The 17,662-nt window shown below is 62.8% G+C and carries 12 protein-coding genes; 6 read left to right on the plus strand and 6 right to left on the minus strand.

Annotation, left to right across the window (positions count from 1 at the left end; all coding sequences use genetic code 11):
- The first annotated feature begins 34 nt into the window (after positions 1–34).
- Positions 35–2,008, plus strand: a complete 1,974-nt coding sequence (locus ACU5AY_RS09150; RefSeq protein ID WP_446828827.1) for a putative bifunctional diguanylate cyclase/phosphodiesterase — start codon at positions 35–37, stop codon at positions 2,006–2,008.
- 96 nt (positions 2,009–2,104) lie between these two features.
- Here ACU5AY_RS09150 and ACU5AY_RS09155 read toward each other — a convergent pair whose 3' ends face one another.
- Entirely contained in the window at positions 2,105–3,364 is a 1,260-nt protein-coding gene (locus tag ACU5AY_RS09155) for an MFS transporter (RefSeq protein ID WP_446824445.1), read from the minus strand.
- A gap of 349 nt (positions 3,365–3,713) precedes the next feature.
- Here ACU5AY_RS09155 and ACU5AY_RS09160 point away from each other — a divergent pair, with 349 nt between their 5' ends.
- Positions 3,714–4,271 carry an NADPH-dependent FMN reductase gene (locus ACU5AY_RS09160; RefSeq protein WP_446828828.1) on the plus strand — a complete coding sequence of 186 codons (558 nt, stop codon included), beginning with the start codon at positions 3,714–3,716 and terminating at the stop codon, positions 4,269–4,271.
- Positions 4,272–4,287: 16 nt separating this feature from the next.
- Here the strand turns inward: ACU5AY_RS09160 and ACU5AY_RS09165 are convergent, their stop codons facing one another.
- Positions 4,288–4,641 (minus strand): DMT family protein, encoded by a 354-nt coding sequence (locus ACU5AY_RS09165; RefSeq protein WP_446824447.1) that lies wholly within the window; start codon positions 4,639–4,641, stop codon positions 4,288–4,290.
- 243 nt (positions 4,642–4,884) lie between these two features.
- Here ACU5AY_RS09165 and ACU5AY_RS09170 point away from each other — a divergent pair, with 243 nt between their 5' ends.
- A complete protein-coding gene (locus tag ACU5AY_RS09170) occupies positions 4,885–5,727 on the plus strand; it encodes an RDD family protein (RefSeq protein WP_446828829.1) in 843 nt (280 codons plus the stop codon).
- Here the strand turns inward: ACU5AY_RS09170 and ACU5AY_RS09175 are convergent.
- The gene (locus ACU5AY_RS09175; protein WP_446828830.1) at positions 5,724–5,882 is read right to left on the minus strand and encodes a hypothetical protein; all 159 of its coding nucleotides are present in this window, start codon (positions 5,880–5,882) and stop codon (positions 5,724–5,726) included. The genes ACU5AY_RS09170 and ACU5AY_RS09175 overlap by 4 nt on opposite strands.
- 303 nt (positions 5,883–6,185) lie before the next feature.
- On the opposite strand from ACU5AY_RS09175, the gene ACU5AY_RS09180 reads away from it, so the two are divergent.
- Complete coding sequence (locus ACU5AY_RS09180; RefSeq protein ID WP_446828831.1) at positions 6,186–7,772, plus strand: tannase/feruloyl esterase family alpha/beta hydrolase; 1,587 nt, start codon at positions 6,186–6,188, stop codon at positions 7,770–7,772.
- A 256-nt stretch (positions 7,773–8,028) separates the two neighbouring features.
- Here ACU5AY_RS09180 and ACU5AY_RS09185 read toward each other — a convergent pair whose 3' ends face one another.
- Both ACU5AY_RS09185 and ACU5AY_RS09190 read right to left on the minus strand, forming a co-directional pair.
- Positions 8,029–9,258, minus strand: a complete 1,230-nt coding sequence (locus ACU5AY_RS09185) for an endonuclease/exonuclease/phosphatase family protein (protein WP_446828832.1) — start codon at positions 9,256–9,258, stop codon at positions 8,029–8,031.
- A gap of 301 nt (positions 9,259–9,559) precedes the next feature.
- The gene (locus ACU5AY_RS09190; RefSeq protein ID WP_446828833.1) at positions 9,560–11,014 is read right to left on the minus strand and encodes a hypothetical protein; all 1,455 of its coding nucleotides are present in this window, start codon (positions 11,012–11,014) and stop codon (positions 9,560–9,562) included.
- Positions 11,015–11,688: 674 nt separating this feature from the next.
- Between ACU5AY_RS09190 and ACU5AY_RS09195 the strand changes: the two genes are divergently transcribed.
- Positions 11,689–12,585 carry an alpha/beta fold hydrolase gene (locus ACU5AY_RS09195; RefSeq protein WP_446828834.1) on the plus strand — a complete coding sequence of 299 codons (897 nt, stop codon included), beginning with the start codon at positions 11,689–11,691 and terminating at the stop codon, positions 12,583–12,585.
- A gap of 273 nt (positions 12,586–12,858) precedes the next feature.
- Here the strand turns inward: ACU5AY_RS09195 and ACU5AY_RS09200 are convergent, their stop codons facing one another.
- Positions 12,859–13,905 carry a potassium channel family protein gene (locus tag ACU5AY_RS09200; RefSeq protein WP_446828835.1) on the minus strand — a complete coding sequence of 349 codons (1,047 nt, stop codon included), beginning with the start codon at positions 13,903–13,905 and terminating at the stop codon, positions 12,859–12,861.
- Positions 13,906–14,194: 289 nt separating this feature from the next.
- On the opposite strand from ACU5AY_RS09200, the gene uvrB reads away from it, so the two are divergent.
- Positions 14,195–17,122 carry an excinuclease ABC subunit UvrB gene (gene uvrB, locus ACU5AY_RS09205; RefSeq protein ID WP_446828983.1) on the plus strand — a complete coding sequence of 976 codons (2,928 nt, stop codon included), beginning with the start codon at positions 14,195–14,197 and terminating at the stop codon, positions 17,120–17,122.
- Positions 17,123–17,662: the final 540 nt, after the last annotated feature.

Here is a 17,662-nt window from a genome sequence, read left to right on the forward strand (position 1 = left end):
GTGGCATGCGTTTGAAACGGGCGGCAAATCCGGAATGACCCAGGTAGAAAATCTGCAGCGGAAACTGAAAGCCGCTCAGGCGGAAGCGGTCGCGAGCAACATCCACCTCACGCTGTTCGCCAACAGCTTTATCGCCCTCTCGCTGGTGATGGTGCTGCGCAGCCAGACCAACCTGTCGAAAATCTACATCTGGTTCGCCTGCGTGCTTGCCATCAACGCCCTTCGCTGCCTGTTCGTCCACATCAGCAAACGCCGGAAGCTCATCTCCACCAGTCCCGAAATGGTGTTGCGGGTGCTCGTCGCCGGCGCGGCCTGTTCGGGCATCAGCTGGGCAACGGTTCCGCTGTTCTTCGGTGACGCCACGGCCGGCGCCTATCATGGCCAGGCCTTCTTCATCGTCACCGGGGTGGCGGCCGGGGCGTTGATCCAGAGCGCCGCCTATGCACCCCACGCCCTTGCCTTCTTCGGCCCCGTCATTCTGGCGACCGCCATCTCGTTTTTCCGGATCGGCGACATGCTGCAGACCATCGTCGGCATCAACGCCACGATGCTGCTGTTCCTCATGATCCGCGCCAGCCTGAACAGCGAGAAGGCCTATCTCAAGAGCCAGCGCGCCGCGCTGGCTGCAACCTCCCTCGCCCAGTCGCTGTCCCTGGCCAACAGCGAGATCCAGAGCAAGAATACGAAGCTGGAGATCCTGGCGAACCGCGACCCGCTGACCGGCCTGGTCAACCGCGCCGTCTTTCACGACCGGTTGAAGCAGATGGTTGCCGAATGCCAGGTCAACAGGTCCACGCTCGCCCTGCTGATCCTCGACCTCGACCGTTTCAAGTCGATCAACGACATCTACGGCCATCATGCCGGCGACCGGGTGCTCATCGAATTTGCCGACCGGATCGGCGAACTGGTCGCGGAGGACGAACTTGTCGGCCGGCTCGGCGGCGACGAATTCGCCATTATCATCCCCGGCCCCGATGCGGCCGGCCGGGCCCGGCAGGTGGCCGAGGCGATCGTCACCCGGGCCACCGATCCCGTGACCATCGCCGGACGGCGCGCCATCATCGGCTCCAGCGTCGGCATCGCGCACTATCCGGAGCACGCATCGAACGCCTCGGACCTATTCACCTTCGCCGACATGGCGCTTTACGAAGCCAAGGCGCGCGGACGCCGTCGCGTCATGGCCTTCAACGACATGCTCTGCAATCGCATCCAGCGCGAGCGGCTGATCGAATCCAGCCTGGAACAGGCGATCGCCAATGGCGAAATCCGCGCCGTCTTCCAGCCGCAGGTGGTGATCGGCACCGGTGAGATCATCGGCTTTGAGGCGCTGGTCCGCTGGACCAGTGCGGCGTTTGGCGAAGTCAAGCCGGCGGAAATCGTCGATGCCGCAAGCGTCGTCCACTACTCGCGCGAACTGACCGGGCTGATGGCCAACGAGGCCTGCCGGCTGATCGCCCTTCTCGACCGGCGCGGCCTCGCCCATGCGACCGTCGCCGTCAACCTGTCGCCGCGCGAATTCGCCAGCTACTCGCCTTCTGCACTGCTCAAGGAGACAGTCGACCGCCACGGCGTGCGGCCCGACAGGATCGAGGTTGAAATCACCGAAGAGGCGCTGCTCGACACGAAATCCAGCGAGGCCGAGCTGAAGGCGATGAACGAGACGGGCTTCAAGCTCGCGGTCGACGATTTCGGCATGGGGCATTCCTCCTTCGCCTATCTTCTCGGCTTCAAGATCGACCGCCTGAAGATCGACCGCTCCTTCGTCAACGGAATTACAACGAACCGCCACAACCAGGCGCTTGTGACCGCGCTGATCAGCGCCGGACGCGCTCTCGACATCGACGTCCTGACGGAAGGCGTCGAAACCGTGGAAGACGCCGAAACGCTGCGCCTGCTCGGCTGCCGTCTGGCGCAGGGCTATCTCTACGGCAAGCCGATGCGGATCGAGGACATCGACCGCTGGCTGGACGAGAGCGTCTCCAGGCATCCGCCCTTCGCGCGGGTCTGACCCGCGACAGGACCCCGCCCGGCTACCATCCCCCGGCATGCACGAAAACAGCGGGAGGCCGATGGGCTCTCCCGCTGCTTTTCCTCCCAAGGTCATTCAACTCCTGGCCGGGTGCCCGATGTCCGGGGCCGGTGCGGCGCGGGCTTCGCCAAAGGCGACGTTGTGCTTCTCGTAGCCAAAGCCGGCCAGCAGCGCGACGGCAACGGCCACCACGACCGCGACGACGATCAGCGCCAGCGCATAGTCACCGTTCCAATGGGCGGCAAGCGTCGTCTGCAGCGTGGCGTTACCGGAGGCAAGCAGATTGCCGAGCTGATAGGCGAAGCCGGGGAACGTGCCGCGGACCTCGTCGGGCGACAGTTCATTCAGATGGACCGGGATCACGCCCCAGGCGCCCTGGACGAAGAACTGCATGATGAAGGCGCCGACGGCCAGCAGCACGGCATTGGGTGCATAGGCCCAGAGCCAAGACGCCGGGATGGCGAGGATGGCGGCAAGCACGATCGCCCGCTTGCGGCCGATCTTCTGCGAGAAGGCGCCGAAGACGATGCCGCCGATGATGGCGCCGACATTGTAGACGATGGCAATCGCACCGACCGTGTAGCTGTCATAGCCGCGCTGGGTTTCCAGGAAGGTCGGGTAGATGTCCTGGGTGCCGTGGCTGAAGAAGTTGAAGGCGGTCATCAGGAAGACGGCCCAGATGAATAGCGGCACATTGCGCTTCAGCACGGTGAGGAACGGCTCGCGTCCGCGCTTCTGCTGGGCGATGAAGGCCGGTGATTCCTCGACGTTGCGGCGGATGTAGAGCACCAGCAGCGCCGGCAGCGCGCCGACGAAGAACATGCCGCGCCAGCCGACGATCGGGAACAGGAAGAAGAACACCAGCGAGGCCAGCAGATAGCCGGTCGGATAGCCGGCCTGCAGCAGGCCGGAGACGACGCCGCGCGATTCCTCCGGCACGGTCTCCATCGTCAGCGACGCGCCGACGCCCCATTCGCCACCCATGGCGACGCCGTAGAGCATGCGCAGCACGATGAACATGGTGAGCCCGGTGGAGAAGCCGGACAGGAGTTCGAACAGCGAGTAGAGGGCCACGTCGGCCATCAGCGTCGCCCGCCTGCCGAACCGGTCGGAGGCAAGCCCGAACAGCAGCGCACCGATCGGCCGCATGGCCAGCGTCAGGAAGATCGCGATCGAGACCTCCGGAACGCTGGTATGGAACTCGTCGGCGATGTGCTTGATGACGAAGACGAGAATGAAGAAATCGAACGCGTCGAGCGTCCAGCCGAGGAAGCTGGCGATGACGGTTCTGCGCTGCTGCGGATTCAGCGCTCTGAGCGAGTCCACGATGGACATGGCAAAACTCCTCCTGTTGCAGCCGGCACGCCGGAGCGCTCTCCGGATGCCGCCACTGGGGCATGGAACAAGGATGTAGAACGATGTGGCGGCGGGTGCCGGCTCGCCTTCGGAGGTGTGACGGGCGGAGGTGTGTCGGGCGACGGGCCGCGTTTCCGGGAGGAAACAATTAGCAATTGGGGCAAATCGGTGGACTGGCAACCGACTGCGACAAAATGGCCGCGACAAAGCGATCCACCTTCGGTCCATACGCCGAAAAGACGGCAGCGATTGACGCAGCCGCCTCAGCCGGTATTGCTGTCACATGCCGTGCGGCAAAGCCGCGGGACAACGACAGAAGGAGAACGGAATGGTGAAGCTGATCGGCGTTTCTGGAAGCCTGCGCAAGGGCTCGTTCAATACGGCGCTGCTCTCCGCCGCCACCGGCCTGATGCCGGAAGGCGCGACGCTTGAGACCGGCACGATCCGCGGCATTCCGCTCTACGACGCCGATCTCGAGGCCGAACACGGCATTCCCGACGCGGTCGCCACGCTCAAGGATGCGATCGCCGCCGCCGACGGTCTCCTGCTGGTGACACCGGAATACAACAACTCCATGCCCGGCGTCTTCAAGAACGCGATCGACTGGCTGTCGCGGCCGCCGGCCGATATCGCCCGCGTCTTCAAGGGCAAGCCGACCGCCATAATCGGCGCCTCGCCGGGCGGCTTCGGCACCATCCTGTCGCAGAACGCCTGGCTGCCGGTCATGCGCACGCTCGGCACGGACCTGTGGACCGGCGGCCGCCTGATGGTTTCGCGCGCCGGCAGCGTCTTCGATGCCGGCGGCAAGCTCACCGACGACAAGGTCGCCGAGCAGCTCAAGGCCTTCCTCGCCGACTTTGCCGCGCATGTGGCCAGGCGCGGCTAGTCCGGCGCAATCCGCCCTACCCCTTGAAGACGAAGCCCGCGCCGATCGCGATCAGCGCGAAGCCGATGGCGTGGTTCCAGGTCAGGCTTTCCTTCAGCCAGAAATAGGAAAAGCCGGAGAACACCACCAGCGTGATCACTTCCTGGATCGTTTTCAGCTGCGCCGGCGAATAGGCGTAGGAGCCGATGCGGTTGGCCGGCACCGCCAGGCAGTATTCGAAGAAGGCGATGCCCCAGCTCACCAGGATGACGATATAGAGCGGCGCGCCGCGGAATTTGAGATGGCCGTACCAGGCAAAGGTCATGAAGACGTTCGACGCGCACAACATGAGGATCGGCCAGAGATAGGCCGGAGAAAAACTGAACGCCATCGCGGGGCTCCGGGGACTTGAGGAATTCGCGGGCATGCACATAGCACGGCCGAACGATCCGGCAAGCGCAATGTGGGGCTCGCGACCACCTGCCACGGATGCGGTGCCAAGTCTTGCCCTGTCTCGCAACGCGACAATGATGAATGTTCTCACAACGCCAGACCGCAAGAACCGACACTTTATTGCCCGCTCCGGTTGCGCGATGGTCGCACCAACATCAATCGCCGGAGTCTCCCCGCCCCTATGCCGTCCGACCAGGATTTCGTCCCGCCGCGCCTCGCGTTCCGCCGCTTCTTTGCGTTCATCATCGACGGCATGCTGTGGGGTGCTGCGGCCAGTATCTTCTTCTATGTCCTGGGCTTTGCCGTTCCGGCGGTGCACTTCTACAACAATGCCCTTATTCCCTGGGGTAATCATTGCGAACCCGCCGCCTTCAGGGAGCCGCTCACCCAGACGATCGAGGACCTCTGGCCGTTGGCAGAGGGAGAAACTCGGTTTCACACCGTCTGCAGCGTGAATGGCGTTCTCGCTCCGCCAAGGCGAATACTTCACAGCGGCACGACCCTGACGGAGGGCGTCGTCGTCCAGACCCGCTCCCTTTCCGTTTTCGTCATGCCCAATGGGCAGCCGGCCTTCCCGAACCCGGTCGTCGGGACGTTCGTCACCTATCTGCCGCAGTTCCTTTTCCCCATCTTTATCGGCCTCTTTACCGGATTGAGCGGCCGGACGCCGGGCAAGCGCCTGATGCGGCTGAAGGTGATCGAGAATGGCAAATACGAGTTTGACAACCATCCGGACGTGACGACCGCCATCGCCCGGGAGCTGGTGAAATTCTGGCCTTATCTGGGCTGCCTTGCGCTGGTATTCGGCTCGACGTTTCTCGCCGCCTCAGCCAAACCGGATACCCTTCCGGGCCTCGTCGCGGCGGCACGAGCACTGCCGGTTCCGACCGAACTCGGCCTCTTCAACGTCGTACTTTTGGTCGTTGGCCTCCTCGGCCTCATCTGGTGGGTCGGCCCGCTCCTCTTCTGGCGCGGACGCATGTGGTACGACGCCATCATCGGCTGCCGCGTGGAGCGGCGCTAATCGGCGCCTGCCAGCCCCGCTAGGTATTCGTCGGCGAAGTCGATATCCAGTTCGACGAACAGCGGAAAATGGTCGCTGATCTGGAAGGTCCGCCATTCCTCGAGATAATAGTCCTCGCGCAGCGCGGCGCCTGCCAGCCACGCTGAACAGTCCAAATACTGTTCGTACACAATTGACATACACCCCAATTCATCGCAAATTTCATTTGTATGCAGTCGAATTTATTGAAATTTTTCTGCTGGATTGCCGCCGGTTTCGACAGAGGAAGCCGGCCAAGTTTCATAATTAGAAAAGTACCGGGCGGGCAACCGCGAAAGGGGATGGAAACACCTATATTTCAATAGTTTATAGGGGTTTCTGTAATGTCTCGACAGTTTCGTTATATCACCATTCTCGCCGCCCTTGGTGCAGCTGGAAGCGCAAGCACAGCCATGGCGGCGGACGCGTGCTCTCAAGCCATGCTGGAAAAAATTGCACCGCAGAGCGTAACCTTCACAAAAGTCGCATTGGACAGCGAGGGCAATGCGCAAGATTGCATCGTCGAAGGTTCCGTCACCACAAGCGGTTTCGGCGTCGAGCCCGGGTCTGCAAGGTTCAGCCTGCGTCTGCCGGCCAAGTGGAACAGCAAGTTTCTGATGCTGGGAAATGGCGGCTTTGCGGGCTCCGTTCGCGGTTCAGGCAATGGCGAGGATATCCAATATGCGCTCGAATCCCGCTACGCGACGGTCGCCACCGACATGGGTCACGAGGGCGAGAGTTCGCTCGACGCCACATGGGCGCTGAAGAAGGATGGAACGCCTGATCTCGCCAAGGTGATCGACTATAACTACCGGGCCACGCATGATGTTGCGGATACCGCCAAACAAATTGTCCGCGCCTTCTACGATCAGCCCATTCAGCGGTCCTATTTCACCGGCTGCTCGACCGGCGGTCGCATGGGCATGGTGGAGGCAAACCGTTTCCCCTCCGATTTCGACGGCATCATTGCGGGGGCTCCATTCATGGACATTTCGTCCATGCTGCAAATTCAGCACTTCCAGATCGCGCAGCTTGCCACGAAGGATGCGCATATCCCGGCCTCGCTGGTCCCGGTCATCAACAGTGCAATCACCAAAGCCTGCGATCCTGTCGATGGCGTGACAGACGGATTGATCCAGAATCCCGCCGCCTGTTCCTTCGATCCGTCGAGCCTGATCTGCAAGCCAGGACAAGCGGACGCCTGCCTCAATCCGGATCAGGCCAAGGCACTTCGCGCCTATTACACCGGGCTTTACACCGACGACAGACAACTGGTCTTTCCTGGCTATTCCCCGGCTGCGATGAACGAGACGTTCTCCAAATACATGGCCGGCAACGAACCGCCGCATGACATCAACGCAGCCGAACCATGGGGGAATAACGGCAACCCGCCCTCGCCCTTCGAATGGGCGTTCTCCGATCACGTCATCCAGTATTTTGTCGAAAAGGACCCGAAGTTCGACGTTCGGAAATTCGGCGTCACGGCGGATGGCACCATCAGCCGCGCGGCAGTCGAGCGTTTTCTTGAAGGAACGAACGAGGGCAATGGCACAAACCTCGACACCATCAAGACGTTTCTTGGCTCCGGGCGCAAGCTGATCCTCTATCACGGCCTTGGCGACCATGCCTTGAGCCCTTTCCGCACCATTCGCTATTACGATGATCTTGCGAAGGAAAACGGCGGTTATGACGCACTCCAGAAAGATGCGCGCCTTTTCACGGTGCCGGATATGAACCACTGCAGCGGCGGAACCGGTCCCGACAAGTTCAACACGCTGAAAGCCCTGGAAAAATGGGTGGAGCAAGGCGAAGCACCGACAAGCCTGTTGGCTGAAAGCCGGCAGGAGGACAACTCCGTCACACGTTCGATGCCGCTTTGCGCCTATCCGACAATGGCAGCCTATGACGGCAAGGGCGACGTCAACGATGCCGCCAGCTGGAGCTGCACGCCAAACCAGAAGATGCTCAAGGTCGGCAGCATCGGTATTGCCGCGGGTCTGACCGCTGCCGGCAGGCCCACTCAGTAATCGCTACCGGGAGATCCCGGGAAACCTGGGAGATCTCGCAGACGAACACACGAATGCCGTGTTCATCAAGCTGACCCCCGAACGTCGAAACCGACTTCGGGGGTTTTGCATGACTGACCACTGCACGCCATTCGCAGGGCTGCGAAATTTGACGGCGCCGAACCTCAGAGACACGGGTGGCATCACCCGGAGTGTCTCCTTCTCCCTGCCCGCGGGGAGAAGGTGCCCGGCAGGGCGGCTGCCGGGTGGAGCGGCGCTAATCGGCGCCTGCCAGCCCGGCCAGATATTCGTCGGCGAAATCGATGTCCAGTTCGACGAACAGCGGAAAATGGTCACTGATCTGGAAGGTCCGCCATTCCTCGAGGTAATAGTCCTCGCGCAGCGCGGCATCGGCCAGCCGCGCCTCCTGCAGGGCGAGCGCCTTTTCCGCCGTCTTCTTCTGCCCCTCGGCGCGCTTGCGGGCACTCACGCTCAGGTCCGGCTTCTGCAGCTTCTCGGTGAGCGCGGCGATCTCCGCTTGCGCCTCGGCCTTGCGACGTTCCGTCAGGTCGATGATCACCCGGTCGAACAGCGGAAAATCCTCCGGCCGGAACACCGAAATGAACGGGTTGAAGACGCCATGCGCCTTCTCCGATGCCGGGTCGGCCAGCATCACCCGCTTCGGGTCGGGCATGAAGGAGATCTGGTCGTAGAATTTCGTCTCGTCGGTGTTGGAGCCGATCTTGTTGCGAAACACCTCGAAGCCGTGCTTTTCCAGCGCATCGAAGGTCCGGTCCTTGTAGCCCTCGATGTTGAAGTCGCCGACGAGGATATGGGCGCGTTCCTTGTCCGCCTTCGCCTGGGCGGCGATGAACTTGGCGACCGCGTCGATCTCCTTCACCCGCCGCTCGAATTGCGGCGAATTCGGCGCGTCGTCGCCGAAATAGATATGCACGGTCGCGAAGTTGAACTTGAACCAGCCGGCCTGGAAGGTGCAGGAAAACGGCGTGCGGGCGAATTGCCGCTGCTTCGTGCCGTCGGAAATCTGGTCGTCGAAGGGCAGCACCAGCTCGCCGGCAATGCCGCTGAAGCGCACCTTGTTGCGGTCGAAGACGAAGGCCAGCCGCTCGCGGTTGCCGCCGGGCCCGAGCGTCACATCCGTCATGATGAAATCATAGGCCGGCCCGAGCGTATCCATCAGCCGTTCGAACGGCGCCAGATCGACGCAGATCTCCTGCACCGCCAGAATGTCGAAGGCGGAGATGATCTCGGCCAGATAGAAGAAGCTTTCGGGATGGCGCGGCCCGTGGCCGAAGCGGTTGTCGTCGAAATTGCGGATGTTCCAGGTGCCGAGCAGCAGCGTCTTGCCGACCTTGCGCTCGGGTATCTTCTCCACGAGCGAAGCCCTCAGCCGCGCCAGCCCCGCAATCGCCCCCTTCAGCCGAAGCCCCCGCTCCGGCTCCGGCAGATCGCGAAACGCATGTTTCAGACGCCAGTAAGCAACCATGTCCCACCCCCGTTGTGGACCGATCGGGATTGCAACGGCGAGTATAGCCGGGATTTGACGGTTTGACGATGGCGTCTCCTTCTCCCCACTTGCGGGGAGAAGGTGCCCGGCAGGGCGGATGAGGGGCTGGGCCTGATCCACCCGTTGAAACTTGCAACAAGCAATGCGGCTTCAGGGAGAAAATACCTCAAGTGGAAGTTTCGGCCCTAGTATTGATGGTGCGTTAATTAATGAATTCGAACAGAATCCCCAATCTGAATGGCGGCATTCGGGCGATCTCAAGCCGCCCTCAGCGAAATGCCTAATCGAGGATAGACTCGGTTACCTCAATATCACCTGCAGTCTCACCCGCGGCGACCGGAACATCCGGAAATCTTACGATGCCTGACATTTCAATCATGGCCAGACGGCAGCGGCGAGCAAATTCGTCGTCTGAATTACCGGAAAGATACTGTGCGGCAGCGTACAGTCGGTCGGTTGAAACTAATCCGTATGACATAGATGTGGCCGAGGTGATGCACTTATCGGTGAACTGGGTCTCGCGCTCACCCGGCTTCGTCAGGCGATAGCCGTTTCCGAACAGAATGCCTTTGGCCGGCTGATTGACTTCTTCGCGCTGAAGGTCTTCGTGCAGGTTGGTTGACAGCTGACGCAGCTTCTCGATATTTACTGCTTTGTTGTCTTTGCCTTCAGCTTCACCAAGGAGGCGGCCTTCCGCACTCTCAAAGACCGCGTCGAATTCCGATTTCCCGTCCTCATATGGTTCTGCTTTGAAGCCGAGCACCGTCAACGCAGTGATGATCGCGGCTTCCAACTGCTTGCCCTTCTCGAAGAGCAGTGCGCGTAGCTGCCCGGCATCCTCCAGCTTGCGGGATAGATCTTCCTTGGCGCGCTGGGCTTTCTCCAGTTCTGTCTCTGCCTGGAGCAGTTGCTGGCGAAGCTCGATCTCCGGGGCGAGCGCGAATTCGTCAGCTGACGCCCATTCGGGCTGCGGCGTTTTCTCACCATCGCTGGCAATTGCCTTCGATAGCGAGACAATTTCCCTAATCAGGGACGCGCAGAATTGTTCTCCTGCCGGCGACCAGACTTCACCTTCCTCTTCATCCTCAGCGAAGAACTCCTCGGCGATAAAATCCATGTCCGGAAGGAGCAGAAGCGCACCACCGGAAACCTTGCTCTTAAGGAACAGCCCGACAGGCTTCTGTCCGTGCTCAGTTTGAACACATACACCTTTGGCGTCGCTGTCCCAGACCACGTTGTAATAGGAGGATTGCCCAAACAGCTTCCAGTAAGGAGCCAGCAAGTCGCGTGCGCCAGCGGTCAGCGTCATAGCAGTGCCCTGCGTTGCCGTCCAGCGTGGCGATACAGGCAAACAATCGTAGCTCGTGACTAGGTCGACGTGTCGAGTAACTTTCTGATTGCGGCCGGTACCGGACGTAGATTTCGTGCCGGTTGCCGCGAAGACCTCCACAGGGGGCGGGAGGAATCCTACCACCAATTTTCCGGCTTCGACCGCCTGGGCAATCTCCCGCCGCCAATGAGCGCTCGCCTCGCGCATTTCGAACGACTTGCGATCGTTCAGGGCCAGCTTCCCCATGTACTCGCCGTTATCGTATTGGTATCTGATGAAATCAGACATGTCTGGTCGGAATAGTACGATGTCCCAATCCAGAAGCGATTTCTTTTCAGTGAAAGCCGCAAACTCTATGTCGTCGCCGGCCAGATCAAAACCAACAGTCAAAATCTTCTTAGGCATACAACCCCGCAGTCCCGTTGATAACTCCCAATGTATTGTTGGCCGAATACCCATTCAAGATTGACGGTTGCGGTCATCCCGGGAAATGTGACCTTCGAGGGTAAAACTTGCTACAGCTGCATGATAGTCAGTCTATTGACTTGACCAGCAATATCACCCTGGCTGGTTGACTCTAGTCACGCCTGAAAAGATCGCGATTTGATCATCATGTTAACCTGCTCAGACTAGCATCATCGTTCCGCGCCAAAAGGGTCAAACTTCAACGCTTAATCACAGCCCGCTTCTGACCCCGGAATGCCCCGTAGCACGCGTGACTTCGGTGAGTGTCTGCTTACTTGCGTCCCCCGCCAAGGAGCCGCCAGTCCGCTGGCGGCGCGAAATCAGCCGCTGCATAGCCGGAAGCCTCTCTCCGCACCTAGCGCAACAAGGCGGCAATGCTCTTTTCCACAGTTGCAACATCACTGCTTGCCCCCCGAAAGGGGACGAGACGCCCCGCCCCTCACCCTGGCCCTCTCCCCGCCTGCGGGGAGAGGGAACGGACGCATCGGCGAGCACCTCCGACACCTTTGCATCGCCCGCCCCGGTTGCGGCGGTCGCGAAAACCGGTAACCTCACGACAAGGTCACACACCGGCGGAAATCCCGCCATGCCGGGACACCGACGAGGGAGATGCCATGAAAACCGTTGCCGCCGGGGTGCTGGAGATTGCCTATCGCGAGACGGGGCCGGTGGATGGACCGGCCGTCATCCTCCTGCACGGCTTTCCCTATGACATTCACGCCTATGACGTGATCACCGAACGCCTGGCCGCCGCCGGGCATCGCTGCATCGTGCCCTATCTCAGGGGGTATGGGGCGACGCGCTTCCTGTCGGCGGACATGCCGCGGTCCGGCGAACAGGCGGCGCTCGGCGCGGACCTGCTGGCGCTGGTGGATGCGCTCGGCATCGAAAGCGCCATTCTCGGCGGCTATGACTGGGGCGGACGCGCCGCCTGCATCGTCGCGGCGCTCTGGCCCGAGCGGGTGCGCGGTCTCGTCAGCTGCGGTGCCGGCTACAACATCCAGAACATCGCCGCCGCCGGCACCCCCGCCCCGCCGGAGCAAGAGGCGCGCTACTGGTACCAGTACTATTTCCATTCGGCGCGCGGCCGCACGGCGCTGGAACAGAACCGCCGCGGCGTCTGCGAGTTCATCTGGAAAATCTGGTCGCCGACATGGCGCTTCGACCGGCAGACCTTCGCGCAGACGGCAAACGCCTTCGACAATCCGGATTTCGTCGACATCGTCATCCATTCCTACCGGCACCGCTTCGGCGGTATTCCCGGCGATCCGGCCTATGCCGGCATCGAGGCCCGCCTTGCCGCCCAGCCCGACATCGCCGTGCCGGCCATCGTCCTGCAGGGCGCCGACGACGGCGTCGATCCGCCAACCGAGGCCGATCACGACCAGCCGCATTTCACCGCGGCCTATCGCCGGCTGATCCTGCCCGGCGCCGGCCACAACCTGCCACAGGAAGCCCCCGACGCCTTTGCCGAGGCGGTGCTGGAGCTCGCCGGCCAGAACGAGCTTTAGGTCTGAGTGCGGCGCAAAACCGACGAGAGCTGGCACGGCACCGGCGGCGCGTCCCCTTCTCCCCGCCTGCGGGGAGAAGGTGCCCGGCAGGGCGGATGAAGGGCAAGTCCCCAGGCATCGTCCGTCTAGCCGCCGCTGACCTCCGCCAAAATCCACCCTCACTTCGTGCAGCCTTGCCCCTCACCCTGGCCCTCTCCCCGCAAGCAGGGAGAGGGGATGGACCCGCCCGCTTCCTGCCGTATCGTTGAGAGACCTCGCCACCGGCACCGCGTCCTACCCCTCGCCCGCCTGCGCCTCCGTCTCGAACAACACCCGCGCCGCCGAGCCGCTGCGGCCGATGATGACCATGCCGTCGCCGCCGTAGAGCTTCGTGCCCGGCGCCGGGGCGGTCACGGCGTCGCCGTCGCGGCGGTTGATCTGCACGACGAAGAAGCGGCCGTTCGCCCGCCGCTCGACCTCCTCGACCGCGATGCCGGCCGTGGCGCTGTCATGCGGCACCACCACGACCTCCATCTCCAGCCCCAGGCCGTGCAACGAATGGTCGAGTTCCTGCATCTCGGCGCTCGAGCGCAGGAAGCGCGAGGTCTGCGGATAGAGGATCATCTCGGCGATGCGCTCGGCGCCGATATGGGCCGGCAGCACCACCTTGTCGGCGCCGGCCTGCTTGAGCTTGTTTTCCGTCGACGGCACCTCGCCGCGGGCGATGATCTCGATTGCCGGATTGAGGCTGCGCGCCGACAGCGTGATGAAGACGTTGGCGGCATCGTCCGGCAGCACGCAGGCGAGCGTGCGCGCCCGCTCGATGCCGGCGTTTTTCAGCGTCTCCTCGCTGGTGCCGTCGCCGACCATGCACAGATGCCCGAGTTCGCGCACGGCCTCCGCCCGGTGTTCGTCGACCTCGAGGATGACGAATTTCCGCCCGGCGGTCTTCAGCTCCTTGGCGAGCATCAGGCCGATACGGCCGAAGCCGACGACGATGACGTGGTCGCGGAGCTTGTCGATTTCCGTTTGCATGCGCTTTCCTCCGAAAATCTGCTGCAGCTGGCTGATGGTCAGGAACTGCACCAGCGCACCGGTCAAAAGGATCGTGCCGGTGCAGCCGAAGATCATGGTCAGGATGGTGACGGTGTGCAGGTAGGAGGTGTCGATCGGATGAACTTCGCCGTAGCCGACGGTGTAGACCGTCAGAAGCACCATGTAAGAGGCATCGACGAAGCTCCAGCCGGCATGCATGTAGGCAAGCGTCGCCACCGCGACCACCAGGAGGTTGAACGCGATGATCCGGTTCAGCGTGCGCCCGGGTTGCCCCAGAAGGTTCATGCGTCATCCCCCGGACCTTGGGCGATTCCCTCTTTCGCCAGGCCCGCGGCCAGTATTTCACCGCGCGACGTGAATGCAAGATGCGGGCAGGCGCACGTCTGGCAAAACCGGGTGACAGTTTCTGTCAGCAGCGCCGCGCCTGTTGCCATTTTGTACTTCCCCGCCTCTTTCCTTTTCACCCGGCTGCCTCCATATTCCGGCCATGGCCAGATCACCGAAAAAATCCGACTCCCATCCGGGCGAAGCCCGGCAAGGGCGCAAGCCCGTCGCGGACTTTTCCGCGCCCCGCGTGGAGGCCAGCCCGAAGGGCGGTGCGGCCGTGAACGCAGGACAAGGTTTTGAAGAGGCGCCGCAGTCCTCCTTTGAAGGCGCGCCGCTGTCGGGTGACATCTCCGACTGGGTGCGGCAGCTGGAGGCGGAAGCCGAGGCGGCGGCTGTCGAGAGCCAGCGCGAGATCGCGTCGAAGGCCGGCAAGCACCGCAAGAAGGTGGAAAACGAGGCACGCAAGCATTCGGAAAAGGTCGAGGCGCAGAAGGCCGCCGGCGCCAACAAGAACACCACCGTCGCCAAGACGTCCCGCGGCGTCTCCATCGGCGCCTCCTCCGATCCGAAGACGCGCGCCGCCGCCGGGCTCAATCCGGTCGCAGGCCTCGACGTGTCGCTGGAAGACGCCGGCGCGCTCGCCAAGGGCAGCGTCACGGCCACCGTCGAGGCGCTCTCCGCGCTGATCGAGAGCGGCAATCCGCTGTTCAAGGACGGCAAGCTGTGGACGCCGCACCGGCCGGCCCGGCCGGAGAAATCCGAAGGCGGCATCGCCATCGAGATGGTCAGCGAGTACCAGCCGGCCGGCGACCAGCCGACGGCGATCAGGGATCTCGTCGAGGGTCTGGAAACCGGCGAACGGTCGCAGGTCCTGCTCGGCGTCACCGGCTCGGGCAAGACTTTCACCATGGCCAAGGTGATCGAGGCCACCCAGCGCCCGGCCCTCATCCTGGCGCCCAACAAGACGCTCGCCGCGCAGCTCTATTCGGAGTTCAAGAACTTCTTCCCGAACAACGCCGTCGAGTATTTCGTCTCCTACTACGACTACTACCAGCCGGAAGCCTATGTGCCGCGCACCGACACCTTCATCGAGAAGGAATCGTCGATCAACGAGCAGATCGACCGCATGCGCCACGCCGCCACCCGCGCCGTCCTGGAGCGCGACGACGTCATCATCGTCGCCTCGGTCTCCTGCATCTATGGTATCGGCTCGGTCGAGACCTATACGGCGATGACCTTCCAGATCCAGCTCGGCGATCGCATCGACCAGCGGCAGCTGCTGGCCGATCTCGTCGCCCAGCAGTACAAGCGCCGCGACATGGATTTCCAGCGCGGCTCCTTCCGCGTCCGCGGCGACACGATCGAAATCTTCCCGGCCCACCTGGAGGATGCCGCCTGGCGCATCTCCATGTTCGGCGACGAGGTCGAGCAGATCACCGAATTCGATCCGCTGACCGGCAAGAAGACCGGCGACCTGAAGTCGGTCAAGATCTACGCCAATTCGCACTATGTCACGCCGCGCCCGACGCTGAACCAGGCGGTGAAGTCGATCAAGGAGGAGCTGAAGGGCCGCCTCGCCGAGCTCGAAAAGGCCGGCCGCCTCTTGGAAGCCCAGCGGCTCGAGCAGCGCACCCGCTACGACATCGAGATGCTGGAGGCGACCGGGGTCTGCCAGGGCATCGAGAACTATTCGCGTTACCTCACCGGCCGCAATCCCGGCGAGCCGCCGCCGACCCTGTTCGAATACATCCCCGACGACGCGCTGATCTTCATCGACGAGAGCCATGTCACCATCCCGCAGATCGGCGGCATGTATCGCGGCGACTTCCGGCGCAAGGCGACGCTGGCCGAATACGGCTTCCGCCTGCCCTCCTGCATGGACAACCGCCCGCTTCGCTTCGAGGAATGGGACGCCATGCGGCCGGACACCATCGCCGTCTCGGCCACGCCCGGCTCGTGGGAGCTCGAACAGTCCGGCGGCGTCTTCGCCGAACAGGTCATCCGCCCGACCGGCCTCATCGACCCGCCGGTCGAGGTGCGCTCGGCCCGCACCCAGGTCGACGACGTGCTCGGCGAGATCCGCGAGACCGCGCTGAAGGGCTACCGCACGCTCGTCACCGTGCTCACCAAGCGCATGGCCGAAGACCTCACCGAATACCTGCACGAACAGGGCGTGCGCGTGCGCTACATGCATTCCGACATCGACACGCTGGAGCGCATCGAGATCATCCGCGATCTCCGCCTCGGCGCCTTCGACGTGCTGGTCGGCATCAACCTCTTGCGCGAAGGCCTCGACATTCCCGAATGCGGCTTCGTCGCCATCCTCGACGCCGACAAGGAAGGGTTTCTGCGCTCCGAAACCTCGCTGGTGCAGACCATCGGCCGCGCTGCGCGAAACGTCGATGGCAAGGTCATCCTCTATGCCGACAACATCACCGGCTCCATGGCCCGCGCCATGGAAGAGACCAGCCGCCGCCGCGAAAAGCAGCTCGCCTACAACGAGGAACACGGCATCACGCCGGAATCGGTCAAGGCGAAGATCTCCGACATCCTCGACTCGGTCTACGAGCGCGACCATGTACGCGCCGACATTTCCGGCGGTTCGGGCAAGGGTTTTGCCGATGGCGGCCATCTGGTCGGCAACAATCTGCAGTCCCACCTCAACGCGCTGGAAAAGCAGATGCGCGACGCCGCCGCCGACCTCGACTTCGAGACCGCCGCGCGCCTGCGCGACGAAATCAAGCGCCTCAAGGCCGTCGAGCTCGCCTCCATGGACGACCCCATGGCGCGGGAGGAGGCGCGGAGTGTGGAGAAGACCCCCTCTCCCCACAAGGGTGGAGACAGGGCGCAAGCGGCAGCCCCGCGCACGACGGACTCCCTCCCCCCTGTGGGGAGGGTTGGGGAGGGGTCAGGCGACACCGCCACATACTTCCGCAAGAACTCCCTCGACGAAATGACCGTCGGCCGCACCGAAAAACCGGTGACCGGCAAGCTGCCCCAAAAGCCGGCCGATGGATCGATCTCCCCCCTCACGGGGAAGGTTGCGGAAGGGCAAGACAAGGACGACCCCCGCCCGCTCGTGCGCGGCAAGGTCGGCGCCGGCTCCTACGAGGACCCGGCCGAGGCCAAGCGCAAGAGCCGCACCAAGGGCAAGACGGGGAGACCGGGACGCTGAGTGCCCCACCTCTCCCCTTGCGGGAGAGGATACAAAATCAAGGCCTTGGCGCAGCCAAGTCTTAGATTTTGTTGGTGAGGGGGTGATACGCGGCCGCCTTTGCCGATGAACCGATCCCGAGAGCCGTTTCAAGCCGCGAACGCGCGGAGCTCAAGCGCAGCGCCGGGGATGACAATTGCCGGCCTACCCCCTCTCTTGGAATTTCTAGCACTTACCGCTTCGCGCTAAGACGCTGAAATTCCATTCTCCCCCGCCAAGGGGGAGATGGCACCCCGCCCCCTTCACAAACTGATTCAACACCCTGCCAAACCGATTCCGGAAACGCCGCCAACCCGTTCAAATCGGAGTCCTTTCCGCCCCCGGTCCACCGCCGAGCCCGCCGCATTCGGCGCCCGAATCCCGCCACCGGAACCACCGCCGATCACCCCCGGCCCTGCGCATGGCTTCGGGCGTTTGGCGCTGCGATCGGTGCACTGGATCGATCGCTCCGCTGCGCGGACCGCGCATCACGATGTCAGGAAAATGCCGCATAGTCCGCGC

It is taken from the genome of Rhizobium sp. PAMB 3174 (assembly GCF_052908375.1).